Genomic DNA, 24,810 nt, shown 5'->3' with positions numbered 1-24,810 from the left:
GAACGGTTTAATCCAGTACTTAACCGGCGCACGCCCGCGCGAACTCCGCCAGCTCCGCCGCCATCGGCTCCGGCTCCCAGGAGTGCATAGCGCCCGGCATCTCCTTCTCCCTGCCCTTCTCGACTGCTGCCACGATGCTGGCCGCTGCCACGGGCATCTCCGGGAAGGTCGCCGTGCCGTACATGGTGAGCACCGGAACCTTGACGTCGAGGGCGCCGTCCTCCAGCGCCTGCTGCGCCCAGGCGAGCGACTGCGCGTCGGCCCGCTGGCTGCGCGACGACCGCGCGCTCTCCGGCCAGTCCGGCGCGGACTTCATACCCGCCAGCCACTCCGGCGGCATGTCCTCCATGAACTTCTCGGTGGCGCCCACGTAGTCCTCGGCGTCGAGGTGGCGCAGGATCGCGTCGGCCCAGGTCCGGGTCTTGTCGGCGGGGTCGCCCAGGGGTGCCTCCCAGAGGGCGAGGCCGTCGACGGGCAACCCCGCGGCGGTCGCTGCGAGCGAGATGGAGCAGCCGGAAGAGTGCCCGCACAGCACGGCGGACCCGCCCGCGACCTCGATCATCGTGGCGACGGCCGCCAGCTCGCGGTCCAGGTCGAGCCGCCCGTCTGCGAGGCTCTCCCCGCGCCCCAGCCGGTCGAACACGACGGCGGTCAGGCCGGCGTCGCCGAGGAGCTGCGCCGTGGGTGTGGTGATCGGGTCCACGGCGCGATACGGCCCGGCGCCGGCGACGAACACGAGCGCGGGGCCGGAGCCCCGGTACAGGTCGTAGGCGACGCGGTCGCCCTGGCTGGTGGTTGCGTAATCAGTCATGCCTGTCCGACGACGGTGGCGCCCCGGACTCATCGGTCCGGCCCACCAGGCCGCGCGGTCAGTCGGCCAGCACCGCCGCGATCCGCTCCTGGCTGCCCCGCGCGAACTCGGGCCAGCGGTCCCAGTAGTACGGCAGCGCGATCACCGCCTGGACCAGGACCCAGCCGCGCCCGCGCTCCCAGGCGTCGTCGGGATCGGCCAGCCCGGCGGTCGCCGTCTCGTAGAAGGCCGCGCGTTCCGCGCCCGTGAACTGGGTCCAGGCGGGGATCAGGTCGGCGGCCGGGTCGCCGACGCCCACGCCGCCCCAGTCGATGACGGCGGTCAGGTCCCCGCCGTCGGCCAGCAGGTTGCCGGGCAGCAGGTCGCCGTGGATCCAGCGGCCGTCCGACGCCGGGCGCGCGCCCAGCGCCCGGTCCCACGCCTTGGTCACGGCGGCGCCGTCGATGCGCGTGCCCGACGCGGTGATGGCGGCGCGGACGTCGTCGTCCAGCCGGGCGAGCGGGACGCCGCGGGAGGTGCCGTCCTTGACCGGGGCGCCCACGGTGCTCACGGCGCGCAGTGCGGCGACGAACTCGCCGAGCCCACGGGCGGCGCCGGTCCCGAGCTCGTCGACGGCGGGGGACGCGCCGTCGAGCCAGGGGGTCACGGACCAGCGGAACGGGAAGCCCGCGCCCGGCTCGCCCACCGCCTCGGGTACGGGCAGCCGCAGCGGCAGGTGCGGCGCGAGGTGCGGGAGCCAGCGCGCGTCGCTGACCGCCTGGTCCTGCGCCCAGGCGATCTTGGGCATCCGGACCAGCAGCTTGTCGCCGAGCCGGAACAGGTGGTGGTCGGTGCCGCCGGCCGGACCGGGCGTCACCGGCAGGTGCGCCCACTGCGGGAGCTGGTCCGCGACCAGGCGGTGCACCAGGTCAGGGGTGGAGACGACCTCGTCGTCGTGCAGGCTCATGCGCACACCGTGGCACCGACGCGGAACCCCAGGCCAGCGCTTTACGAGCGGCGCACCCGCCAATACCGACATCGAGCCGAAACATGCCCGGAACCGGCAAGTCGTAATGATCGTCCTAAAGTTCGAACATGGCAGACCTGTTTGATGGTTATCCCCTCCAGCAGGCCTTCGACGAGATGCTGGACCGCGACGGCGAGCTGCGGTCCTGCTACGAGCAGGTGCACGGAAGGCTCACCCGCCTGACGGCCGACGAGGTGGCGTCGCGGGCGGACGCCCTCGCGCGCTCGTACCTGGCCCAGGGGGTGACCTTCGACTTCGCGGGCGAGGAGCGTCCCTTCCCGCTGGACGTGGTGCCGCGCGTCATCGAGCAGGACGACTGGACGGACATCGCGCTCGGCGTCCAGCAGCGGGTCCGGGCCCTGGAGGCGTTCCTCGACGACGTCTACGGCGCGCAGCAGGCCGTCAAGGACGGTGTGGTGCCGCAGCGGCTCGTCCAGTCGAGCTCCGACTTCCAGCGGGTCGCCGCGAGCATCCGCCCGGCCGGGGGTGTGCGCTGCCACGTGAGCGGCATCGACCTGGTCCGCGACGAGGAGGGCCGGTACCGCGTCCTGGAGGACAACGTCCGGGTCCCGTCGGGCGTGAGCTACGTGGTGAGCAACCGCCGGGCCATGGTCCGCACGTTCCCCGAGCTGTTCAGCCGGCTGCGGGTGCAGCCCGTCGTCGACTACCCGCAGCGGCTGCTCGCCGCCCTCGTGGCGAGCGCGCCCGACGGCGTCCCCGACCCGACCGTCGTGGTGCTCACCCCGGGCGTCTACAACTCCGCGTACTTCGAGCACAGCCTCCTGGCCCGGCTCCTGGGTGTGGAGCTGGTCGAGGGGCGCGACCTGTACACCAAGGGCGGCCGCGTCTACATGCGGACGACGGAGGGCTCGCGCCGCGTCGACGTCATCTACCGGCGGGTGGATGACGAGTGGATCGACCCCGTCGAGTTCCGCGGCGACTCGATGCTCGGCGTGCCCGGCCTGGTGGGCGCCGCGCGGCTCGGGAACGTCACGCTCGCGAACGCGATCGGCAACGGCGTCGCCGACGACAAGCTCGTCTACACCTATGTGCCCGACCTGATCCGCTACTACCTGGCCGAGGAGCCGGTGCTCGCGAACGTCGACACCTGGCGCCTCGAGGACCCCGACGCCCGCGCCGAGGTGCTCGACCGGATCGACGAGCTCGTCGTGAAGCCCGTCGACGGGTCGGGCGGCAAGGGCATCGTCGTCGGGCCCCAGGCCACCCGCGCCGAGATCGACGCGGTGCGGACCCGGATCGTCGAGGACCCGCGCGGCTGGATCGCGCAGCCAGTGGTGCAGCTCTCGACCGGGCCGACGTTTGTCGACGGCGCCTTCCGGCCCCGCCACCTGGACCTGCGCCCCTTCGCGGTGAACGACGGCAAGGACGTCTGGGTGCTGCCCGGCGGCCTCACCCGGGTAGCGCTCCCGGAGGGGCAGCTCGTCGTGAACTCGTCCCAGGGCGGCGGGTCCAAGGACACCTGGGTGCTGGAGGCGGGTACCGACTTCCGCCAGGTGGTGCCGACTCCGGTCGAACGCCACACGCCTACCCCTCGGCCGTCCGAGCCGGCGCCCGGCGTGCCGCGTGCGACCAACCCGGACGACGTGGCCACGAACCAGCAGCAGCAACAGCAGCAGCAGGTCTCGACCACGGGAGGGAGAGCGCCATGCTGAGCCGGATCGCGGAGTCGCTGTTCTGGATCGGGCGGTACGTCGAGCGCGCCGACGACACGGCCCGGATCCTCGACGTCCACGTCCAGATGCTGTCGGAGGACCCGTGGGCCGACGAGGCCACGGCCTGCCGGTCCCTGCTGGCGATCATGGACCATCCCGCCCGGCCCGACGACGGCGAGGTGAACCGCGAGACCGTGCTGCGGCTGCTGGCGCACGACCGGGAGAACCCGTCGTCGATCGCCGGGTCGATGCTCGCGGCGCGGGAGAACGCCCGCCGCGCGCGGGAGATCGTCTCGACCGACCTGTGGGAGTGCCTGAACACCACCCGCAACACCCTCCCGTCGCACGCGGGCCGGGGGCCGCACGAGTTCTTCTCCTGGGTGCGGGAGCGGGCCGCCGTCGTAGCGGGGTTGATGGAGTCGGCGACGCCGCGCGACTCGACGTGGCACTTCATGGTGCTGGGCCAGGCGATCGAGCGGGCCGACATGACCGCCCGCCTCATCACCACCCAGGCCCGGCTCGGCACGGGCGGTCCCGGCTGGAACACGCTGCTGCGGTCCTGCGGCGGGTACGAGGCGTACCTGCGCGCGTACCGCGGCCGGGCGTCCGACGCCGACGCGGCGGGCTTCCTCATCCTCGACCGGCTGTTCCCGCGGTCGATCGTCTACGCGCTGCACGCCGCGGAGCGGGCCCTGCGCGAGCTGGAGCCGGTCGAGGGCCGGCACGCGGTCTCCGACGACGCCCGCCGGGCGCTGGGGATCATGCGCTCCGAGCTGGAGTTCGCCCGGCTCGGTGACCTGCTCGCCGACCTGCCGGACGCCATGGAGCGCGTCCAGGTGGCGTGCGCGCGGGCGAGCGGCGCGATCAAGCACCGATACTTTCCAGCGGTGGCCACGACGGCCTGGGTGGAGGAGGCGCTGTGACGCTGCTGAAGGTGGTCCACACGACCCGGTTCGACTACGCGTCGCCGGTCACGGACTCGTACAACCAGGTGCGCATGCGCCCCGTCGAGGACGCACGCCAGACGGTGCGGGGAGCATCCCTGGTGATGGCGCCCACCACGTGGTCCGCCGAGCACACCGACTACTGGGGCACGAGCGTGACGGCGTTCGAGATCCTGCGTCCGCACACCCAGCTCAAGATCGTCGCGGAGTCGCTGGTGGAGGCTTCGGGGTACTCCGCGGGCGGTCGTCCCGCCGGCGACGTGCCCGGGTGGGAGGACCTGGCGAGCGAGCCCGTGCTCGACGCGCAGGCGGCGTTCCTCGCGGAGTCGCCGGTCACCACGCCGCCGCCGGACCTCGCGGCGCTCGCCCTGGAGGCGGCGGGCGGGCTGGACCCCGACCGGGCAGCGGAGGCGATCTGCCTCGCGGTACGGGAGCGCCTCGAGTACGTGCGCGGTGTGACGACCGTGCACACGCCCGCGGTCGAGGCGTGGGAGGCGCGCAAGGGGGTGTGCCAGGACATGGCGCACCTCGCGCTCGGCGCGCTGCGCTCGGTCGGTATCCCGGCGCGGTACGTGTCGGGGTACCTGCACCCCGAGCCGGACGCCGGGATCGGCGAGCAGGTCAACGGCGAGTCGCACGCCTGGGTCGAGTGGTGGACCGGCGAGTGGGTCGGCTACGACCCGACGAACCGGATGTTCGTGGGCGGCGACCACGTGGTGGTCGGGCGCGGGCGCGAGTACGGCGACGTGCCGCCGTTCAAGGGCGTCTACGCCGGCGCCGCCTCGTCGACCCTCGCGGTGACGGTGGAGATCACGCGCCTCGGCTAGCGGCCACGGCACTGGCACTACGGCACGATCGGCTGCGCCAGTGCGGCCTCGAGCCTGGCGGGGTCGCCCTCGATCGTGAGCTCTGCTTCCGCGGGCGTGAGGCGGCGCCACAGCATCAGCGCCAGCCCCTCCGCGGTCCCGGAGACGACGACGCCGGGCGCCACCTCGTCCGCGCGCTCGCCCGGCGCGCCGAGCACCCAGGCAGGCGCGCCGACGACGTCGGTCGCCACGAGGGCGACCGGGTGGCGCAGCGGCGCCATGCGGCCCAGGCCGACCTGGCGCGGCTGGAACATGGTGACCACCTCGTCGATGGTGTCGGCCCAGACCTCGGGCTCCGCCTCGACCAGGCCGAGCGCACCTGCACCCGCGGCGGCGGCCAACAGGTCGTGCAGGTGCACGAGCGTCTCGTGGGTCTGCCGGCGGTGCCAGAACCGAACCGGACCGGGCCCCATGGGCGCGGGATGGGCGAGCACCCGACCGGTCGCGTCGGGGTCGAGCTCGGCCAGGGCCCGGCGCAGGGTCGCGGCCTGGGCGGCGTAGTGCGGTGCCAGGTCGAACGGCCCGTCGCCGAGAGGCACACCCCGCTCGGCCCGCGCCTGCCCCGCGGCCCAGTGGTGCACCCCGGCGAGGTGCTCCACCAGCTCCCGCACCGTCCACTCACCGCAGGCGGGAACCCGCGCGTCGGGGTCGGCGTCGGGCACCGCGGCGAGGAAGCCGCCCTGGAACCGGGCCAGCAGCGACAGGTGGTCGAGGGTCATGTGCCGAAAGTACCGCCCGCCACCGACACCCGGGCGTGCTCCGGATGACGAGCCGCCCGAGCCGTGGAACCGTATGACGATCCCCGTCGTTCTTCGACCGACCACACTCCCAGTGAAACGCTCAGTGAAGGAACATGGACGCCGACAGTCATAGTCCCCGCCCAGCTGTACGCCGATACCTCGCCGGGCGGAGGTGGTGGCGTTGAGCTGGGTGATCTCCCTCCTGCTGGGCGTGCTGGTGATCCTCGCGATCACCGCCGTGACGGGCTACTTCGTGGCGCAGGAGTTCGCGTACATGAGGGTCGACCGCGCACGCCTCGCGACCCGTTCCGAGGCCGGCGACGCCGGGGCGCGACGAGCGCTCGGCGTGACCCGGCGCACCAGCTTCATGCTCTCCGGAGCCCAGCTCGGCATCACGGTGACCGGCCTGCTCGTCGGCTACGTCGCCGAGCCGCTCGTCGGCGCGGCGCTGGGCGAGGCCTTCGGCGGCGTCGGGGTGCCGGTCGGCACCGGCGTCGCGATAGGCACCGTGCTCGCGCTCCTGTTCTCGACGCTCGTGCAGATGCTGTTCGGCGAGCTCGTCCCGAAGAACCTGGCGATCGCGCGGCCGGAGCCGGTGGCGCTGTGGCTCGCCCGTTCCACGACGCTCTACCTCGCCGTCTTCGGCTGGCTCATCAGGGTGTTCGACGCCGCGTCCAACGCCCTGCTGCGGCTGCTGCGGATCGAGCCCGTGCACGACGTCGAGCACTCGGCGACCGTCCGCGACCTCGAGCACATCGTCGCGGACTCGCGCGCCAGCGGTGACCTGCCCGGGGACCTGTCGGTGCTGCTCGACCGCATCCTCGACTTTCCCCGCCAGGACGTGGAGCACGCCATGATCCCGCGCGCCCGGGTCGGGGTCGTGCACTCAGGAGACACGCTCGCGCAGGTCCGCGAGCTGATGGCCGGTGGCCACTCCCGCTACCCGGTGGTGGACGACAACGGCGGCGTGGTCGGCGTCGTGCACCTGGCGGACCTGCTCTCGGCTGGCCCCGGGACGGCGTCGGCCGCGGACCTGCTGCGCCCCGCGCTCGTGCTGCCCACGACGATGGCGCTCCCGGACGCCCTGCGGGAGCTGTCCGCCACGCACAACCAGCTGGCCTGCGTCGTGGACGAGTACGGCGGGTTCGCCGGGGTGCTCACCGTCGAGGACCTCGCCGAGGAGCTCGTCGGCGAGATCACCGACGAGCACGACGACGAGATCGACCCCGTGACCGCCGCGTCGGACGGCGTATGGGTCATGGCGGGCGACGTCCACCTCGACGAGGTGGAGCGCGCCGTCGGGCACGACCTGCCGGACGGCGACCACGAGACGATCGCCGGGCTGGCGATCGCCGTGCACGGCTCGCTGCCCGCGGCGGGCGACGTCGTAGACGTCCCGCTGCCCGCCGACCCGGCCGACCTTGTCGCGCCCGAGCCACCCCCCGCCGAGGCGCTGCGGATCGAGGTGCTGGAGGTGGAGCGGCACGTGCCGTCCCGCGTCCGGGTCACCGTCGTCGAGCGCGAGAACGAGGAGACCCGATGAGCAACCCCTGGGTCGTCCTGGCCGCGACCGTCGTTTTCATCGCGCTCAGCGCGTTCTTCGTGGCCGTGGAGTTCGCGCTGCTCGCCGCCAGGCGGCACCGCCTGGAGGACGCCGCGGCCACCAGCCGCTCCGCCCGGGCCGCGCTGCGCAGCGCGAGCGAGCTCACGGTGCTCCTGGCCGGTTCCCAGCTCGGCATCACGGTCTGCACCCTGGCGCTCGGCGCCATCACCAAGCCCGCAGTGCACCACTGGCTGACGCCGGTGTTCGAGACGTGGGGCGCGCCGTTCTGGGCCGCCGACGTCGCGGGGTTCGTGCTGGCCCTGGTCATCGTCACGTTCCTGCACCTGGTCGTGGGGGAGATGGCGCCCAAGTCGTGGGCCATCGCGCACCCGGAGGCCAGCGCCACGATGCTGGCGCTGCCGATGCGGGCGTTCATGACCCTGACCCGGCCGGTGCTACTGGCGCTCAACGGCGCGGCGAACTGGTGCCTGCGGCGCGTGGGCGTCGAGCCGGCTGACGAGGCCGCGACCGGGCAGAACCCCGACGACCTGCGGCACCTCGTGGAGCACTCGGCCAACGTGGGTGCGCTCTCCGCCGCGTACTCGACGCAGCTCTCCGGCGCGCTGGACCTGCGCCGCCTGACGGTCGAGGACCTGCTGGCCGACCACGCGGCGCCCGCCGCCGTCGGGCACGAGGCCACTGCCGCCGACGTGCAGGAGGCGTCCCGCGCCTCCGGCCACCTGCGGATCATCGTGCAGGGCGACGGCGGCCGGGCGGACGGCGTCGTGCACGTGCGCGACACGCTCCTGATGGCCGACGACGCGCCCGTCGCGGGCGTCACCCGGCCCGTGTTCGAGCTGGCCGCCGACGTGCCGCTGCACAGCGCCCTGACGAGCATGCGGGAGACGGGCAACCACCTCGCCGTCGTACCCCGTCCTGATGGGGCCGCGGCGGACTACGGCGTGGTGACCCTCGCGGACGTGCTCAGGCGCCTCCTGCCGCGCACGGCTGCGGGCCGGACCGTGGGAGAATAAGCCCGTGCCCATCCCGACTTCCGCAGCTTCCGCGCGCATCCAGCCGAATGCCACCGCGCCCGAGCTGATCCGCAACTTCTGCATCATCGCGCACATCGACCACGGCAAGTCCACGCTTGCCGACCGCATGCTCCAGCTCACGGGCGTGGTGAGCTCGCGCGACATGCGTGCGCAGTACCTGGACCGGATGGACATCGAGCGCGAGCGCGGCATCACCATCAAGTCGCAGGCGGTGCGGATGCCGTGGGGTCTGGCGGACGAGGCCGGCGTGGTGACGCCGCACGCCCTGAACATGATCGACACCCCCGGGCACGTCGACTTCACGTACGAGGTGTCCCGGTCGCTGGCCGCGTGCGAGGGCGCCGTGCTGCTGGTCGACGCCGCGCAGGGCATCGAGGCGCAGACCCTGGCCAACCTGTACCTGGCCATGGAGAACGACCTGGAGATCATCCCGGTCCTGAACAAGATCGACCTGCCGGCGGCGCAGCCGGAGAAGTATGCCGAGGAGCTCGCGAACCTGGTGGGCACCGACCCGGCGGATGTCCTCAAGGTATCCGGCAAGACGGGCGTGGGCGTCGAGGAGCTGCTCGACCGCATCGTGCAGCGCGTGCCGGCCCCGACCGGTGACCCGAACGCCCCGGCCCGCGCCATGATCTTCGACTCGGTCTACGACACCTACCGCGGTGTGGTGACCTACGTGCGGGTGATCGACGGTGACCTGAACCCGCGCGAGAAGATCGTGATGATGTCGACGAAGGCCACCCACGAGCTCCTCGAGATCGGGGTCAGCTCGCCCGAGCCGCACCCGGCCAAGGGCCTCGGCGTCGGCGAGGTCGGCTACCTGATCACCGGCGTGAAGGACGTGCGCCAGTCCAAGGTCGGCGACACCGTGACCAACGCGGCCAAGCCCGCCACCGTGGCGCTCGACGGCTACAGCGACCCCAAGCCCATGGTCTTCTCGGGCCTGTACCCGATCGACGGCTCCGACTACCCGATCCTGCGCGACGCCCTCGACAAGCTCAAGCTCAGCGACGCCGCGCTCAACTACGAGCCCGAGACGTCGGTGGCCCTCGGCTTCGGCTTCCGGGTGGGCTTCCTCGGCCTGCTGCACCTCGAGATCGTGCGCGAGCGGCTGGAGCGCGAGTTCAACCTCGAGCTCATCTCCACGGCCCCGAACGTCATCTACGAGGTGACGATGGAGGACAACACCAAGGTCGAGGTGACCAACCCGTCGGAGTTCCCCGGGGGCAAGATCAAGGAGGTCCGCGAGCCCGTCGTCAAGGCCACGATCCTCACCCCGGCCGAGTTCGTGGGCGCCGTCATGGAGCTCTCGCAGTCCAAGCGCGGCGACCTGCAGGGCATGGACTACCTCTCCGAGGACCGCGTGGAGCTGCGGTACAAGCTGCCGCTCGGCGAGATCGTCTTCGACTTCTTCGACCAGCTCAAGTCCAAGACCCGCGGCTACGCGTCGCTGGACTACGACACGAGCGGCGACCAGGTGGCCGACCTCGTGAAGGTCGACATCCTGCTCCAGGGCGAGCACGTCGACGCGTTCAGCTCGATCGCGCACCGCGACAAGGCGTACTCGTACGGCGTCATGATGACCGCCAAGCTCAAGGAGCTCATCCCGCGCCAGCAGTTCGAGGTGCCGATCCAGGCCGCCATCGGCGCGCGCGTGATCGCCCGCGAGACCATCCGTGCCATGCGCAAGGACGTGCTCGCCAAGTGCTACGGCGGCGACATCAGCCGTAAGCGCAAGCTGCTGGAGAAGCAGAAGGAGGGCAAGAAGCGCATGAAGAACATCGGCTCCGTCGAGGTGCCGAAGGAGGCGTTCATCGCCGCGCTCTCCTCCGACTCGGACGGCCCCAAGGACAAGAAGAAGTAGGTGCCCGCACTTCCTCCCGGCATTCCCGTGCCCGACGACGGCGGGTTGCCCGCCTGGGTCCGCCCGACGGCGCCGGCGTCTGACACACGGCCGTTCGGCGTGTACGTGCACGTCCCGTTCTGCACGGTGCGCTGCGGGTACTGCGACTTCAACACCTACACGGCGTCCGAGCTGGGCGGCGGCGCGAACCAGGCCGCCTACGCGACCACCGCCCTGCGCGAGGTGACGCTCGCGCGGCAGGTGCTGTCCGACGCCGGCCGGTCACCCGCCGCGGTCGGAACGGTCTTCTTCGGGGGCGGCACCCCGACGATGCTGCCCGCAACGGACCTCGCCCGGGTCCTGACCGGCATCAAGGACGCCTGGGGATTGTCCGACGACGTCGAGGTCACCACGGAGGCCAACCCGGACTCCGTCACGCCCCAGTCCCTGCGGGTCCTGGCCGACGCCGGGTTCACGCGCGTCTCGTTCGGCATGCAGTCCGCGATGCCCCACGTGCTGGCGACGCTGGAGCGCACCCACGACCCGGCGCGCATCCCCGACGTCGTGCGCTGGGCCCGGGACGCCGGGCTGGACGTGTCGCTGGACCTCATCTACGGCACACCCGGCGAGTCCCTGGACGACTGGCGCACCAGCGTCGAGACGGCGCTGGACACCGGCGTCGACCACGTGTCCGCGTACGCCCTGGTGGTCGAGCCCGGCACCAAGATGGCCGCCCAGGTGCGCCGCGGCGAGATCACGCTGCCCGACGAGGACGACCAGGCGGCCAAGTACGAGCTCGCCGACGACCTGCTCACGGCCGCGGGCTTGAGCTGGTACGAGGTGTCGAACTGGTCCCGGCCGGGGCACGAGTGCCGGCACAACGTCGGGTACTGGCGCGGTGACGACTGGTGGGGCATCGGTCCCGGCGCGCACAGCTACGTGTCGGCGCCGGGGCCGGCGCCGGGGCCGGCTTCGGAGCCGACCGCTGAGGCGCGGCCCGCCGGCGTCCGCTGGTGGAACGTCAAGCACCCCCGCGCCTACGCCACGCGGCTGGAGGCCGGGCACAGCCCCGGCGCCGGGCGGGAGCTGCTCACCCTCGACGAGGCACACCTCGAACGGGTCATGCTCGGAGTGCGGCTGCGCGAGGGGCTCGACCTCGGCGTGCTGTCGCCCGCGGGCCGCACCGCGGTGGCGGGCCTCGTGGCGCGCGGGCTGCTCGACGGCCGCGCCGCGCTCGCCCCCGCACGCGCGGTGCTGACCCGGCGCGGCCGGCTCCTGGCCGACGCCGTCGTGCGCGACCTGACGACCTGATGACCAGCCCCCGTGCTATCCACGGGAGCCGCGCTTGCCGTGTTTTGCCTGATGGGCGAAATCGTTGATACTTGTGGCGATTCACACCGTTTCGAGGCGACACGGGTACGCCTGAACAAGGGGCACACACGCATGAGCAACACCGACGGTGGCTGGCGACCGCAGGACCCATCACGCCGGGACCCGTACGGCCAGGACCCGCAGCCGAACCAGCCGTACGACCCGTACGGTCCGCGCGACCCCTACGGCCGACCCGCCAACCCGTACGGGCGGCCCGACTACCAGCCCCAGCAACGGCCGGAGCAGCCGGACCCGCAGCCCGGCGTGTGGGGTCAGGGGCAACCGCAGGAACAGCAGCAGTGGCCCGGTGACCAGCCGTGGCCCGGTGATCAGCAGGGACTTCCGCAGTACTCACCGGTCCAAGGGGCGGAGCCCCGGCCCGACGACGGGCCGCCCACGGTTGGCCGCGCGTGGCGCTGGGCCTGGAGCGCGTTCGGCGCGAGCTGGGGCCTCTGGGTGCTCATCAGCCTGCTCCTCGGCGTCGCGCAGGCCGCCGTCATCGTCGGTTTCAGTCCGTCCATCCTGGTCGGCCTGACGAATCCGACCGACCAGGCGGCGATCGACGCCGCGCAGGCCGCGGCCCAGACCCTCGACGCTCAGGTCCTCGAGGCCGCCGGCACGGCGGTCTGCTTCCTGGTGCAGGCCCTTCTGTACTCCGGCGCGCTCGCCGCGACCCGGACCCGCCGGATCAGGTTCCGCGACTTCTTCCGGCTGCGCGGATTCTTTGGCCTCGTGGGATACGCCCTGATCACCGGTGCGCTCGCCTTCGTCGGCAGCATCGTGCCCATGGCGGGCCTCCTGGTGCAGGTCCTCTTCACGCTCCTGCTGCTCCCCGTGCCCTTCCTGCTGCTCAAGGGCGTGGGTTTCGGCAAGGCGCTCGGCGGCGGCATCGGGCTCGTGCTGTCGCACCTCGGCACCGCGCTCGGGGTCTTCGGGATCTTTGTCGGCCTGGCCATCGCGTCGATCCCCACGTGCGGGCTCGGGCTCGTCGTGGTGGCGCCGGCGATGCTCCTCATGGGCGCCTACCTCGTTCAGCGCTGGACCGGGGACCAGGTCCAGGCCTGACCCCCGGTAACACCCCTTGGTAACACCCCTTGGTAACAACTCGGCCGTTGCACATGCGCAGATGCGAAGAAAGGGTGAAGGTGGCCTCTGACCACTGATTTAGTCCATAGGGGAACACATGAGCGAGAACACGCCGCAGAACCCGTACGAGCCGAGCGCGGGCGGGCCGACCCCGCCGCAGAACCCCTCCGGTTCCACGCCGCCGACGGGCCCGACGGAGCTGCCCACCGGTCCGACCCCGCCGCCGGGGCCGGCCCAGCCGCCCGTCGCACCGTCGCAGCCGCCGTACGGCGGCCCGGCCCAGCCGCCCGCCTACGCCGGGCCGGAGGGGACCTACGGGACGCAGCCGTCCGGCCCGTTCGCCGTCGGCGAGGCACTGGGTTTCGCGTGGAACAGGTTCAAGGGGAACTGGTTGTTCTGGGTGCTGTTCGTGCTGCTGCTGGTCATCGTGTTCGGCATCTTCAACGGGAGCACGATCAGCGAGTACAGCGACCGGGCGAACGATGTGGCTGAAGCCCAGGCGACCGGCGTGGGGATGGGCATGGGGATCGGCACGGGGGTGAGCTTCGGCAGCACGTCGCTCGGGATCGTCGGCTCCCTGATCCTGTCGGTGCTCTCGGCCCTGGGGATCAACGCGGCGCTGCGTGAGGTCTCCGGGGAGAAGGCGACCTGGGGCAACCTCTTCAAGATCAGCAGCTACGGCATGGTGATCCTCACCGGGCTCCTGCTGCTGGTCGCCAACTTCATCGGCCTGCTCCTGTGCGGCCTCGGTGCCATCGCCCTGGCGATCTTCGCGCCGTTCACCTACCACCACGTGGTCGACAAGAGCCTGGGCGCATGGACGGCCCTGACCTCGTCGTTCCGCCTGGTGGGGCAGAACTTCGGCGCGGTTTTCCTGCTCGAGCTCGCGCTCCTGGGCATCAACATCCTGGGCTCGATCCCGTGCGGGCTGGGCCTGTTCATCACACTGCCGCTGTCGATCGTCGCGATGGCCTTCGCCTTCCGCCGCCTCACCGGCGGCCCGATCTCGGCCGGGCCTGCCGCGGCCTGACATCGCCCCGGCGGCCCGCCGCCGCCGCCGTCGTCGTCCCGCGAAAAATGACCATGCACCTGCTGCCAGAATCACTCGGATCCTGGCAGCAGGTGCATGGTCATTTGGCCGACGACGGCGACGGCGGCCGGGATGCCTACTTGATGAAGCGGATGGTCACCGGGTAGCGGTACGGGGCGCCCTTGCTGTTCGCCACGGCCGCCATGATCATGAACACGATCGCGGCGATGAACGCGAGGTAGACGAACCCGCCGAACCCGAACGTGATGCCCGTGATGATCGCCGCGGCGATCAGCCCGAGGACGACGGTGATCTGGAAGTTCAGCGACTCCTTGCCCTCCTGGTCCACGAACCGGCTGCGGTCCTTGAAGATCAGCCAGATCACCAGGGGCGCGATGAACCCCAGGATGAACGGGCCGACCTGGGCGAGGACGGCCCACAGCCGCTCGTCCGACGGGCTGAGCGGCTGCGGCTGGTACGGCACGCCCGGACCGTAGGCGGGGCCGGGCTGCGGCTGCTGTGGCTGCTGTGGTGGCTGCTCAGGCTGCTGAGGAGTCTCTGGCTGCTGCGGGTTCTCGGACATGATCACAACCGTAGGGGCTGAGGCTTGCACGCGGCCTTACTAGGTGGTCACAAAATCGATAAGTTCCTCCACCCGGCCGAGCAGGGCGGGGTCGAGGTCCCGGAAATCGCGCACACTGCCGAGGATGCGTTGCCAGCCGCGCGCGACGTCGGCCTGGGTATCAGCAGGCCAGCCCAGGGAGCGCAGGATGCCGAGCTTCCACTCGGTGCCCCGGTCGATCACCGGCCAGCGGTCCAGCCCGAGCCGCTCGGCGCGCACCGCCTGCCACACGTCGACGTAGGGATGGCCGAGCACCAGCACGGTGCCCTGCGGGACGTGGCGCAGGGCCTCGTCCGTCAGCCGCTGCTCCTTGGAGCCTGGCACCAGGTGGTCGACCAGCACGCCGACGCGGCGTTCGGCGTCGGGCTCGAACTCGGCGAGCCGCTCGGCGAGGTGGTCGACGCCGTCGAGCATCTCGACCACGACCCCCTCGACCCGCAGGTCGTCGCCCCAGACCTTCTCGACGAGCTCGGCGTCGTGCTTGCCCTCCACCCAGATGCGGCTGCCGCGCGCTACGCGGGCCCGGGCGCCGTGCACCGCTACGGACCCGGAGGCCGTGCGGGTGGGCTGCGCGGGGGCCCGGTTCACGACGGGCGCGGTCAGCACCACGGGCTGGCCCTCGACCCAGAACCCGGGGCCGAGCGGGAAGGTGCGGGTGCGGCCGCGCCGGTCCTCCAAGACCACCACGTGCATCCCGCCCGACTTCTCGACCCGGACGACGGCGCCGACCCAGCCGGTCTCCACCTCTTCGACCACAAGCCCGTGCTCGGCGGGCGTGGGCCGCGACGTAGGCCGCCGCCCCCGCTGCGCGCCGGGAAACGCTGGGGACAGCACGTCAGGCCCATACCGTTCGTCGCGCACGCCGCGAGCCTAGGTCCGCGGACCCGTTGAGTGCTGGATATCTGTCGGTTCGGAGTGTCACGGCCCGGCACTCAACGGCGCACTCAACGGCGGGCCAGGAGGGCGGCTTCCGTTCGCGACGCGACGCCCAGCTTGCGGAGGATCGCCGAGACGTGCACCGACGCGGTCTTGGCCGAGATGAACAGCCGCTCGGCGATCTGGCCGTTGGTCAGCCCCTCGGCCACGAGCGCCAGCACCTGCCGCTCGCGCGCGGTGAGCAGGTCCGGCGCGTTGCCCGACGACGGCGCGGCGAGCCCCGCCCGGTCGGCCAGGCCCTGCGCGTGCTGGACCACCAGGCCCGCTCCCATCTTCTCCGCCTCCGCGACGGCCGAACCGAGCGCCGTCCGCGCCCCCGTCCGGTCCCCGGCCGCCAGCAGGAGACCGCCCTCGCGGTAGAGCGCGTACGGCCGCAGGTGCGCGGGCCCGGGCAGGTCGGCGACGGCCGTCCACGGGCCGGTGCCGAGCTCCGCCTCGAACAGCGCCGACCACAGGGGAAAGGTTCGCCAGTGGGCGCACGTGGCCAGGGCCGCGCGGTAGGGGGCGTCGTCCACGTCCTGGCCGGACTCCCGCAGCCGGGCGATCGCACGGGCGGCGACGCCGAACCGCGGCAGGTCGTACTGCGGGATGTGCGGGTCGTCCGGCGCGATCACCGCCGAAACCTGCTCCAGGGCCTCCGCGGGCTCGTCCCGCAGCAGTGCGAGCTCGGCCCGCGTCACCGCGACCCGGGACCGGATCTGCGCCTCCAGCCGCCCGAACCGGTCCCAGGTGGCGGCCCGCCGCCGCGCCTCGGCCTGCGCGCGCTCCACCTGTCCGCGCCACATCGTGAGCCAGGTCCGGCGCTCGCTGAGGTAGGCGGTGTACACGCTGTCGTGCACCAGGGGGATCGTCCGCTCGTACCAGGCGGCGGCCGTGGCCCAGTCGCCCAGCCCGATCCGGGCCTCGACGACGTTCCCCTCGATCATGATCCGGGCGCCCTCGGCTGCGCCATGCCGCCGTGCGGCCGCCACACCCTCCTGGGCGATCTTCGCGGCGCCGGTCCAGTCGCCCATGGTGAGCCGGGCGTCGGACCCGTTGATGTAGTACCGGACCAGCCCCTGCCACTCGCCCCCTGCCGCGTCGCGCCCGCGCTCGATCTCCGCGAGGCCGTCGGGGTCGCCGAGCTGGAACCGGCTCACGCCCCGCAGGTTCAGCGCGACGGACATGAGCTCGGCGTCACCGATCGCCATCCCGGCGTCGTACGCGGCGGTGGCCGCCTCGATTCCCTCCTGCGACCGACCGTCGAGCATCGCGGTGCGCGCCCGCCGTAGCAGGACCTGACCGCGCACCGCGTCGTCCCGGCCCGGCTCCACGAGCGCGAGGGCACGCTCGATGAGCTCCGGCGCCTCGTCCGAGCCGGCGTGACCGGCGATGAGCGCGGTGTCGGCGAGCATGCTGGCGAGGCCCACCGGGTCGTCGTCGGGCCATTCCGCGATCGCGTCGTGCGCGACCGCCAGGGCGCGAGCCGTGCGGGTCGAGCCGCGGAGCGACTCGGCGACCGTGCGCAGCAGCTCGTGGTGCGGCAGGCCGGCCACCGCCGCGGCGTCGGGCACCTGCTCCCAGAGCTCCAGGGCCCGTTCGCCCAGCGTGACCGCGGCGGCCGAGGCCGCGCCCTCGGCCGCCGCCTGATGCCCGACGACGGCCGCGGCCAGCGCCTTGTCGAGCACCCCCGCGCGCCACCAGTGGTCGGCGATCCGGGACAGCTTCGCCACCGACCGGGACTCCGTGGCGAAGGCCCGCTCCAGAGCCCGCGCGTACGCGGCGTGCAGCCGGCGTCGTTCGCCGGGCAGCAGCTCCGCGTAGACGGCCTCCTGGACCAGCGCGTGCCGGAACGTGTACCCGACGTCGGTGACGACGAGCACCTGCGCGTCGACCGCCTCGCGTGCGGTCTCCTCGTGGCCCGACGGTGCCGGATCCGCCGACGTGTCCGCCAGGACGGCGTCCAGCATCTCGTACCAGACCCGGGTCCCGTTGGCCGCGACCACCCGGCACAGCGCCTGGGCCGCCGGGCTGAGGTTCCAGTAGCGCAGCAGGAGGATGTCGCGCAGCGAGCCGGGCAGGTCGGTGCCGAGGAAACCCACCAGCTCCTCGACGTAGAACGGCACACCCTCGCTGCGGTCGGCGAGGTCGGCGAGCGCCTCCGGGCCGGGGCCAGTGCTCTGCCGGGGTGAGCCGTCGAGCAGGTCCTGCGCCATCTCCCGGACCTCGTCGGCGCCCAGGCGGGTGAGGTCGAGGCGGGTGGTGATCCGGGCCCGGTCGAGCTCGGCCATGACCGCCCGCAGCGGGTGGGCACGGCCGACGTCGTCGCTGCGGTAGCTGAGCAGGAGGAGCAGGCCGGGGGGTGCCGCGCGGGTGAGCCGGACCGCTACGGCGCGGGTGATGTCGTCGGACCAGTGCAGGTCCTCCAAAACGACGACGAGCGGGTGTTGTGCGGCTAGCTCGATGAGCAGGTCGGTGAGGACCTCGGGGACGCGGTCGGCACCGGCGCCGGGCGCCGGTGCGAAGAGCTGGGGTGCTACCGCGGACAGGGCGCCGGCGGCGGGTCCGGCGGCGGCGAGGGCGGCCTCGGGGCCGACGGCCGCGACGAGGGTGCCCAGCAGGCCGGCCAGTGCGGTGTAGGGGACGGGTCCGGAGCCGGAGTCGGTGCACTGCCCGACGAGGACCGTGGTGTCGCCGGTGCGCGTGATGAGCTCGTCGAGGAGGCGGGTCTTGCCGATCCCGGCCTCGCCGGCGATCACGACGGTGCGGCCCACGCCCGTGCGGATGTCGTCGAGAGCGGCCGTGAGCTCGCCGAGCTCGCGGGCTCGGCCCACGAGACGGGAGCGGGGGACCGGCATGGGCTCATCGTCCCATGCCGGTCCGTTCGTCGTTCCGCTCGGCGGCGCGTCGTTCGGCCGCCTGACGGCGGGCCGTGTCCTTCCGCTCGCGCGCCACCCGATTCTGCTCGGTGCGGCGGTCGAGGTCCTGCTCGTTCCTGCGGTACTCGGTGTAGTCGGAGAACCCGAACATCGTTTTGCCTCCTGGCTCGAAGCCGGCCCTTTGCTGGCGTGATTCAAGGTTCGTCCGTGAGGTAGCGGGGGCGGATCGGGCGGTCGCCCCATCTTTCGGGTCGGGTCTGCCCGGCGGTCGGGTGCTGTCTAGGGCATCGCCTTAGACGCATCGGGTAAGCGCGTAGGATTGGCACTCGGTCGGCGAGAGTGCTGGAGGCAGCGCCGGTGAGCGGGCCGGAACCCGGATGCGGGTCCTGGACGTTGTACCCGGGACGGAGGTGAGCGCGGTGAGCGAGGAACGTAGGCTTGATGTCTTGCGAGCGATCGTCGAGGACTATGTCCGTACACGGGAGCCCGTGGGCTCCCGCATACTCACCGAGCGGCACCAGCTCGGCGTGTCCCCGGCGACCGTCCGCAACGACATGGCGGCGCTCGAGGAGGCCGGCCTGATCGCGCAGCCGCACACGTCGGCGGGGCGCATCCCCACCGACAAGGGCTACCGCCTGTTCGTCGACCAGCTGGCCGAGGTGCGGCCGCTGACCACTCCCCAGAAGCGCGCCATCGAGACCTTCCTGTCCGAGGCGGTCGACCTGGACGACGTAGTGGCACGCGCCGGGCGGCTCATCGCCCAGCTGACGGGCCAGGTCGCCGTCGTGCAGTACCCGTCCTTGCGGCGCTCCGGGCTGCGGCACCTCGAGCTGGTGCCCACCGTCGAGGGGCGGCTGCTCGTCGTCGTCATCACCGACACGGGGCGGGTGGAGCAGCGCTTCCTCGACGTGCCTGTCGGGATGGACGACGGGACGCTCGGCGAGCTGCGCGCCCGCTTCAACGCCGCGGCCGCCGGCCACCGCCTGACCGAGATCGGCACCGCGTTCGCACGGGTCACCGAAGCGATGCCGGACGGGCACCGGGCGCTCGCCACCGCGGTGGCGGAGGTCGTCACTGCCGCGCTCGGCGAGGAGAGCGAGGAGCGCATAGTGCTGACGGGCCAGGCCAACCTGGCGCGGGCGAGCATGCGGTTCGAGCAGGGCCTGCGGCCCGTGCTCGAGGCGCTCGAGGAGCAGGTGGTCCTGCTCGGCCTCCTCACCGACATGACCGACGACGCCGGGGTAGCCGTGAGCATCGGCCACGAGAACCGGCTGGCGGGGCTGTCGGAGACGTCCGTCGTCACGTCCGGCTACGGCTCGTCCGACGGCGACACGGTGGCGATCCTGAGCTCGATCGGCCCCACCCGCATGGACTACCCGGGCACCATCGCCGCGGTGCGCGCCGTCGCGCGCTACCTGTCGCGAGTGCTGCCCAGCTGACATCCCCACCTTCCACAAAACTTTCCCACAGAGAGAGACCTGTGACCGACTACTACGAGATCCTCGGTGTTCCGCGCGACGCCTCGCCCGAGCAGATCAAGAAGGCATACCGCAAGCTGGCCCGCGAGCTGCACCCCGACGTGGCCGGCGACGTGGGCGAGGACCGGTTCAAGGACGTCGCGCGCGCGTACGAGGTGCTCTCCAACCCGGACAAGCGCCAGCAGTACGACATGGGCGTGGACCCCACCGCACCGGGTGGCGGCGCGGGTGGCGGGTTCGGGGCCGGGTTCGGTTTCCAGGACATCTTCGAGACGTTCTTCGGCGGCGGTCAGCCCGCCGGGCCGGTCCCGCGCGCGCGGCGCGGCAACGACGCGCTGGTGCGGCTCGACCTGGAGCTGTCCGAGGCGGTCTTCGGCGCCAAGCGGGAGATCCAGGTCGACACCGCGGTGGTCTGCAACACCTGTGGCGGCGACGGCGCGCGGCCGGGCACCCACGCCCGAACCTGCGACGTCTGCCACGGTCGCGGCTCCGTACAGCGGGTCGCCCGCTCGTTCCTGGGCCCGGTCACGACGAACCAGCCGTGCTCCGCCTGCGGCGGCTTCGGCACAGTGATCCCCGAGCCGTGCACCGACTGCTCCGGTGAGGGCCGCGTGCGCTCGCGCCGCACCATCGCCGTGAACGTGCCCGCCGGCGTCGACACCGGCACGCGCATCAAGCTCTCCGCGCAGGGTGAGGTGGGCCCCGGTGGCGGCCCCGCCGGAGACCTGTACGTCGAGATCCGCGAGCGCGCGCACGACACCTTCGTCCGGCGCGGCGACGAGCTGCACTGCACTCTCCAGGTCCCGATGACGGCGGCCGCGCTCGGCACGGTGCTGGAGCTCGACACGCTGGACGGGCTGCAGGAGATCGACCTGCGCCCAGGCACGCAGCCCGGCCAGGTCATGACGCTGAAGGGCCTGGGTGTGGGGCATCTGCACTCGGCCGGTCGCGGTGACCTGAACGTGCACATCGAGGTCCAGGTCCCCACGGCCCTGGACGAGGCGCAGACCGCGCTCATGCAGCAGCTCGCCGTCCTGCGCGGCGAGGAGCGACCCGAGTCGCGGCTCACGTCGGTCAACGGTGGCGTGTTCTCGCGCCTGCGCGACAAGCTCAGCGGGCGCTGATCGACCACCCATGAGCGCACCGGTCTTTCTCGCGGAGGCGTCCACCGCCCATCCGCTGTCCCAGTACGCGCCCGGCACCGTGTACGTGCTCGACGGCGCGGAGGGGCGGCACGCTGGTGTCGTCCAGCGCCGCGGCCCGGGGGAGCGCATCGACGTGGTCGACGGCGCCGGCGTGCGCCTGCGGACCGTCGTCGAGTCCGTGAACGGTGCCGAGGTGCACCTGCGGGTCGAGGAGCGGGACGTCGAGCCGCCGCCCGCCGTCGTCGTGACGCTCGTCCAGGCCCTGGCCAAGGGCGACCGCGACGAGATGGCCATCGAGGCCGCCACCGAGACCGGTGTGGACGTGATCATCCCCTGGCAGGCCGAACGGTCCGTCGTGGTGTGGCGCGGGGACCGGGCCGCGAAGTCTCGGGCCCGCTGGGTCAGCACCGTGCGCGCCGCGACGAAGCAGGCCCGCCGGTCCCGCATCCCCGAGGTCGAGGTGCCGCTGAGCACCAAGCAGCTCGCCGCCCGGACCCGCGAGGTGGTCGCGGCGGGCGGTGCGGTGGCGGTGCTGCATGAGGAGGCGAAGGCCGGCCTCTCGGCCGTGCGCCTGCCTGAGGCCGGCGAGGTGCTCCTCGTCGTCGGACCCGAGGGCGGGATCTCCGAGAGCGAGGTCGCCCTGCTCACCGAGGCCGGCGCGGTCACCGCCCGCCTGGGGCCCCACGTGCTGCGCACGTCAACGGCCGGCCCGGTAGCGATAGCCATGCTGAGCGAGCGCCTGAACCGCTGGTCCTGACCGGGCTTGCCGCCGCAGGTCCGCTTCCAGAACGACCTGAGGTACCGAATCCGGATCGGATCGGTACCTCAGGTCGTTCTGGGGGCGGACTGCTGGCCGTCAGTCCAGGACGTTGAACTCGACCCGGCGGTTCTTCTCCAGGTCGGCGAAGGTCAGCGGGACTACCTCCGGGTCCGACTCGCCGAAGCCCTTCGACGACAGCCGGTCCCGGTCGATACCCAGCTCCACCAGCCGGTCGAGCACCGCCTCGGCACGACGCTCGCTGAGCCGCAGGTTGTCCGCCTCGGTTCCTACCGAGTCGGTGTGCCCCTCGATACGGACCTCGACCTCCGGGTGCTCGGCGAGCACGTCCGCGGCCTCCTGCACCGCCTCGCGGCCGGCCTTGGTCAGCTCCGCGCTGTCCGTGACGAACGTGATGTTCGGGATCTCGACCAGGTCGTCCTGCGCCTGCTCGCGCTCCTCGGTCGTCGGCTCGCCCTCGTCCTCGGCGCCTTCCTCGGCCGGGTCCGCATCGCCCGACGGCGACTCGCTCGGCTCGGGCGAGGGCGTCGCCTCTTCCGACGCTTCGTCGGTCGGCTCTTCGGTCGGCTCTTCGGTCGCGGAGGGCGAGGCGGTTGCCTCGTCGGCGGAGGTGTCGTCAGCCACGTCCGCGCTGCCGTCCGCCAGTGCGGGCCCGGCCGGACCGAACGCGTTCGCGACGCGGATGCCCTCCACGTCGCCCAGTACGTCCGCGGCAGCCAGCGCCTCCGCGTCGGTCGGGGCGGTCACGTCGGCGTCGCGACCCGTGAGCTGGACCTCCAGCCCGTCGAGCCCGGCCGCGGAGAGGGCCCCCTGCGCCCGCTCCGTCAGGTCCGACTCGATCCCCTCGCGGAACCCGCTGTCCTGCACGGCCGACAGCACGCCCAGCCCGAGGACCAGGACGATCACCGGGGGCAGGACCGGCTTCAGGTTCATGCCTTCACCTCGGACCCGGTAGCCCCGGTGGCCCCGGCGTCACCCTCGGCCGCTGCGGCCTTCGCCTCGTCCGCGGCGAGGGCGGCGGCCTTGGCGTCGGCGTCCGCGATCTCGTCGACGTCGGTGTAGTCGACGCTCTCCTTGAACTTCGAGGCGCGGTCCTGCCCGCCGATCAGGTAGTCCTGGAACTCCTGCAGGCCGCTCTCGTCACCGTCCGCCAGGAGCTGCGCCTGCTCGCCCCAGCTCGCGGCCGCGGGCGCGAACTTGATGCCGCCCGTGGCGAGCGCCTCGCGCAGCTCGGCCTCCGAGGCAGCGGCGACCTTGGCGTACGTCGTGTAGCCGGCGGCCTGGAGCGTCGCCTCGATCTTGGGGCCGATGCCCTCGATGCGGCGCAGATCCTGGGGCTCGGGCTCGGGCTCGGGTTCCGGCTCCGGCTCGGCCGCGACGGCCTCCGCCTCGTCCGCGGCGAGGGCCGCGGCCTTGGCGTCGGCGTCCGCGATCTCGTCGACGTCGGTGTAGTCCACGTTCTCGTTGAACTTCGCGCGGCGCTCCTGGCCCCCGACGAGGTAGTCCTGGAACTCCTGCAGGCCGGCCTCGTCGCCGTCGGCCAGGTACTTGGCCTGGTCGGCCCAGCTGGCGGCCGCGGGCGCGAACTTGATGCCCTGGCCCGCGACGGCCTCGCGCAGCTCGTCCTCGGACGCGGCGGCGATCTTGGCGTAGGTCGGGTAACCGGCGGCCACCAGGGCGGACGCGATCTTCGGTCCGATGCCCTCGATGCGACGCAGGTCGTCCGGGGTCTCGGCGGCGGGCGTCTCGGCGGGCGTCTCGACAGCAGGAGCCTCGACAGCAGGAGCCTCGACAGCGGCGGCCGCGACGGCGGCCTCGGCCTCGGCCTTGGTGCCTGCTTCGTCCTTGGCACCGTCCTTGGCGTCAGCCTTGGCGGCGCGCGCCTCGGCGGCCTTGCGCGCGACGGCCTCAGCCTCGGCGACGACGGCGGACTTGGCGGCCTCGACCTCGGCCTCGCTGTCAGCGGTGTCGTCGGATGCGGCGTCGGCGTCAGAAGCAGCGGTGTCGGTGCCGACCGTAGTCGGGGTGTCCGTCTCGTCGGACCCGTCGCTGCCGGCGGCTGCCACGGCGGCACCCGTCGCGACGGCGGCGGGAACTGGCTCGGCGTCGGCCTTCTCCGCCTCGCCGGCCTTCTCCGCGACGCTGCCCTTGCCCTTGCCCTTGGCCTTTGTCGCCTTCTTGGTGGCGGAACCAGACTCGGCGGCCAGGCGGGCGGCCTCGGCCTTCTCCGTGGCGTGCTTGCCCCTGGACCGTCGGCCCCAGACGAGCCAGCCGATCCAGATGCCGATCGCGAGGCCGATCAGGGCCGCGATGATGATGAATGCGAGCGATTGGGCGATGAACCAACCCACGCGAACCTCCAGGTGACTGCTATGTATGTGGTGTGAGGGGCGACGACGAGACCTGCGTGGGGGGCGACCACGAAACCGTGTTGCAGAACGCCAATCTCCATCGAACGTCGCAAACTCTCCCACATCACCTTCACCCGGGCATTTCCAAGTTCGTAACATTCTGGAAAAACCTCGCGAAGCGCACCGGGGTCGGCCGGGCGACCTGCGCGAGCCTCGCCCGGACAGCCCCGGTAGCCTGCGGACCATGACGAGCACTGACAGCCCTGACTGCCTCTTCTGCAAGATCGTGGCGGGCGACATCCCCGCTGACGTCGTGGCGTCGTCGGACACCGCTGTCGCCTTCCGGGACATCGCCCCCAAGGCGCCCGTGCACGTGCTCGTGGTACCGAAGGAGCACTACCCGGACGTGCCAGCGTTCGCAGCGTCCGACCCCGCCGGCCTCGCGAACGTGGTCGCGCTCGCCGACGGCGTCGCGAGCGACCTCGCGGACGGCCAGTACCGGCTGATCTTCAACACCGGGCCCAAGGCCGGCCAGACGGTGTTCCACGTGCACGCGCACCTGCTCGCGGGCGGGGAGCTGCCCGGCTTCGCGTGACCGGCACGACCCTCCGGCGGCGGTCTGTGGAAAGTCCGTGGCGTCACCCGGGCAGGTCGATAGGATGGGGGCGTCGTCA

General features: G+C 72.5%; 22 protein-coding genes. 13 read left to right on the top strand and 9 right to left on the bottom strand.

What is annotated here, in order from left to right:
- Positions 1 to 19: 19 nt before the first annotated feature.
- Positions 20 to 811, bottom strand: coding sequence for an alpha/beta fold hydrolase (locus AB1046_RS10305; protein ID WP_369374969.1), 792 nt, complete (start codon positions 809 to 811; stop codon positions 20 to 22).
- A gap of 58 nt (positions 812 to 869) precedes the next feature.
- Entirely contained in the window at positions 870 to 1,757 is an 888-nt protein-coding gene (locus AB1046_RS10300; protein ID WP_369374967.1) for an aminoglycoside phosphotransferase family protein, read from the bottom strand.
- 128 nt (positions 1,758 to 1,885) lie between these two features.
- Here AB1046_RS10300 and AB1046_RS10295 point away from each other — a divergent pair, with 128 nt between their 5' ends.
- From AB1046_RS10295 to AB1046_RS10285, 3 genes are read left to right on the top strand one after another with little or no spacing between them, the layout of a single operon-like run.
- The gene (locus tag AB1046_RS10295) at positions 1,886 to 3,490 is read left to right on the top strand and encodes a circularly permuted type 2 ATP-grasp protein (protein ID WP_369374965.1); all 1,605 of its coding nucleotides are present in this window, start codon (positions 1,886 to 1,888) and stop codon (positions 3,488 to 3,490) included.
- Positions 3,484 to 4,413: an alpha-E domain-containing protein gene (locus tag AB1046_RS10290; RefSeq protein WP_369374963.1), complete on the top strand. Its 930-nt coding sequence runs from the start codon at positions 3,484 to 3,486 to the stop codon at positions 4,411 to 4,413. Before AB1046_RS10295 ends, AB1046_RS10290 begins: the two co-directional genes overlap by 7 nt.
- Positions 4,410 to 5,261, top strand: a complete 852-nt coding sequence (locus tag AB1046_RS10285; protein ID WP_369374961.1) for a transglutaminase domain-containing protein — start codon at positions 4,410 to 4,412, stop codon at positions 5,259 to 5,261. The genes AB1046_RS10290 and AB1046_RS10285 overlap by 4 nt, the downstream gene beginning before the upstream one ends.
- Positions 5,262 to 5,278: 17 nt before the next feature.
- Here the strand turns inward: AB1046_RS10285 and AB1046_RS10280 are convergent, their stop codons facing one another.
- Positions 5,279 to 6,019: a maleylpyruvate isomerase N-terminal domain-containing protein gene (locus tag AB1046_RS10280; protein WP_369374960.1), complete on the bottom strand. Its 741-nt coding sequence runs from the start codon at positions 6,017 to 6,019 to the stop codon at positions 5,279 to 5,281.
- 202 nt (positions 6,020 to 6,221) lie between these two features.
- On the opposite strand from AB1046_RS10280, the gene AB1046_RS10275 reads away from it, so the two are divergent.
- The 6 genes from AB1046_RS10275 to AB1046_RS10250 all read left to right on the top strand — a co-directional run bounded on the left by AB1046_RS10275 (position 6,222) and on the right by AB1046_RS10250 (position 13,968).
- Positions 6,222 to 7,583 carry a hemolysin family protein gene (locus AB1046_RS10275; protein ID WP_369374958.1) on the top strand — a complete coding sequence of 454 codons (1,362 nt, stop codon included), beginning with the start codon at positions 6,222 to 6,224 and terminating at the stop codon, positions 7,581 to 7,583.
- Complete coding sequence (locus tag AB1046_RS10270) at positions 7,580 to 8,617, top strand: CNNM domain-containing protein (RefSeq protein ID WP_369374956.1); 1,038 nt, start codon at positions 7,580 to 7,582, stop codon at positions 8,615 to 8,617. The genes AB1046_RS10275 and AB1046_RS10270 overlap by 4 nt, the downstream gene beginning before the upstream one ends.
- 4 nt (positions 8,618 to 8,621) lie before the next feature.
- Positions 8,622 to 10,502 (top strand): translation elongation factor 4, encoded by a 1,881-nt coding sequence (gene lepA / locus AB1046_RS10265; RefSeq protein WP_369374954.1) that lies wholly within the window; start codon positions 8,622 to 8,624, stop codon positions 10,500 to 10,502.
- Entirely contained in the window at positions 10,503 to 11,792 is a 1,290-nt protein-coding gene (gene hemW, locus AB1046_RS10260; RefSeq protein ID WP_369374952.1) for a radical SAM family heme chaperone HemW, read from the top strand.
- Between the two features lie 132 nt (positions 11,793 to 11,924).
- The gene (locus tag AB1046_RS10255; RefSeq protein ID WP_369374950.1) at positions 11,925 to 12,917 is read left to right on the top strand and encodes a hypothetical protein; all 993 of its coding nucleotides are present in this window, start codon (positions 11,925 to 11,927) and stop codon (positions 12,915 to 12,917) included.
- A 118-nt stretch (positions 12,918 to 13,035) separates the two neighbouring features.
- Positions 13,036 to 13,968, top strand: a complete 933-nt coding sequence (locus tag AB1046_RS10250; protein ID WP_369374948.1) for a hypothetical protein — start codon at positions 13,036 to 13,038, stop codon at positions 13,966 to 13,968.
- Positions 13,969 to 14,104: 136 nt separating this feature from the next.
- On the opposite strand, the gene AB1046_RS10245 is transcribed toward AB1046_RS10250, so the two are convergent.
- The 4 genes from AB1046_RS10245 to AB1046_RS10230 form a co-directional block, all read right to left on the bottom strand.
- The gene (locus tag AB1046_RS10245; RefSeq protein ID WP_369374946.1) at positions 14,105 to 14,551 is read right to left on the bottom strand and encodes a DUF4870 domain-containing protein; all 447 of its coding nucleotides are present in this window, start codon (positions 14,549 to 14,551) and stop codon (positions 14,105 to 14,107) included.
- Between the two features lie 39 nt (positions 14,552 to 14,590).
- The gene (locus AB1046_RS10240) at positions 14,591 to 15,451 is read right to left on the bottom strand and encodes a DUF3097 domain-containing protein (protein WP_369374944.1); all 861 of its coding nucleotides are present in this window, start codon (positions 15,449 to 15,451) and stop codon (positions 14,591 to 14,593) included.
- An 83-nt stretch (positions 15,452 to 15,534) separates the two neighbouring features.
- On the bottom strand, positions 15,535 to 18,363 hold the full coding sequence (locus tag AB1046_RS10235; protein WP_369374942.1) for an AAA family ATPase: 2,829 nt from the start codon (positions 18,361 to 18,363) through the stop codon (positions 15,535 to 15,537).
- Between the two features lie 4 nt (positions 18,364 to 18,367).
- Entirely contained in the window at positions 18,368 to 18,535 is a 168-nt protein-coding gene (locus tag AB1046_RS10230) for a hypothetical protein (protein ID WP_369374940.1), read from the bottom strand.
- 268 nt (positions 18,536 to 18,803) lie between these two features.
- Here AB1046_RS10230 and hrcA point away from each other — a divergent pair, with 268 nt between their 5' ends.
- The 3 genes from hrcA to AB1046_RS10215 are packed head-to-tail and all read left to right on the top strand — an operon-like array spanning position 18,804 to position 21,764.
- Positions 18,804 to 19,823 carry a heat-inducible transcriptional repressor HrcA gene (gene hrcA, locus AB1046_RS10225; protein ID WP_369374938.1) on the top strand — a complete coding sequence of 340 codons (1,020 nt, stop codon included), beginning with the start codon at positions 18,804 to 18,806 and terminating at the stop codon, positions 19,821 to 19,823.
- A 41-nt stretch (positions 19,824 to 19,864) separates the two neighbouring features.
- Positions 19,865 to 20,986, top strand: coding sequence for a molecular chaperone DnaJ (gene dnaJ / locus AB1046_RS10220; RefSeq protein ID WP_369374936.1), 1,122 nt, complete (start codon positions 19,865 to 19,867; stop codon positions 20,984 to 20,986).
- Positions 20,987 to 20,996: 10 nt separating this feature from the next.
- Positions 20,997 to 21,764: a 16S rRNA (uracil(1498)-N(3))-methyltransferase gene (locus AB1046_RS10215; protein ID WP_369374934.1), complete on the top strand. Its 768-nt coding sequence runs from the start codon at positions 20,997 to 20,999 to the stop codon at positions 21,762 to 21,764.
- A 99-nt stretch (positions 21,765 to 21,863) separates the two neighbouring features.
- Here AB1046_RS10215 and AB1046_RS10210 read toward each other — a convergent pair whose 3' ends face one another.
- The gene (locus AB1046_RS10210) at positions 21,864 to 22,718 is read right to left on the bottom strand and encodes an OmpA family protein (protein ID WP_369374932.1); all 855 of its coding nucleotides are present in this window, start codon (positions 22,716 to 22,718) and stop codon (positions 21,864 to 21,866) included.
- Positions 22,715 to 24,136: a helix-hairpin-helix domain-containing protein gene (locus AB1046_RS10205; protein WP_369374930.1), complete on the bottom strand. Its 1,422-nt coding sequence runs from the start codon at positions 24,134 to 24,136 to the stop codon at positions 22,715 to 22,717. The genes AB1046_RS10210 and AB1046_RS10205 overlap by 4 nt, the downstream gene beginning before the upstream one ends.
- 244 nt (positions 24,137 to 24,380) lie before the next feature.
- On the opposite strand from AB1046_RS10205, the gene AB1046_RS10200 reads away from it, so the two are divergent.
- Complete coding sequence (locus AB1046_RS10200; protein WP_369374928.1) at positions 24,381 to 24,731, top strand: histidine triad nucleotide-binding protein; 351 nt, start codon at positions 24,381 to 24,383, stop codon at positions 24,729 to 24,731.
- Positions 24,732 to 24,810: the final 79 nt, after the last annotated feature.

This window comes from Promicromonospora sp. Populi, from assembly GCF_041081105.1.
Lineage (GTDB): Bacteria > Actinomycetota > Actinomycetes > Actinomycetales > Cellulomonadaceae > Promicromonospora.
The sequence above is the reverse complement of the archived record's forward strand: the minus strand, read 5'-3'. Positions and strand labels throughout refer to the sequence as shown.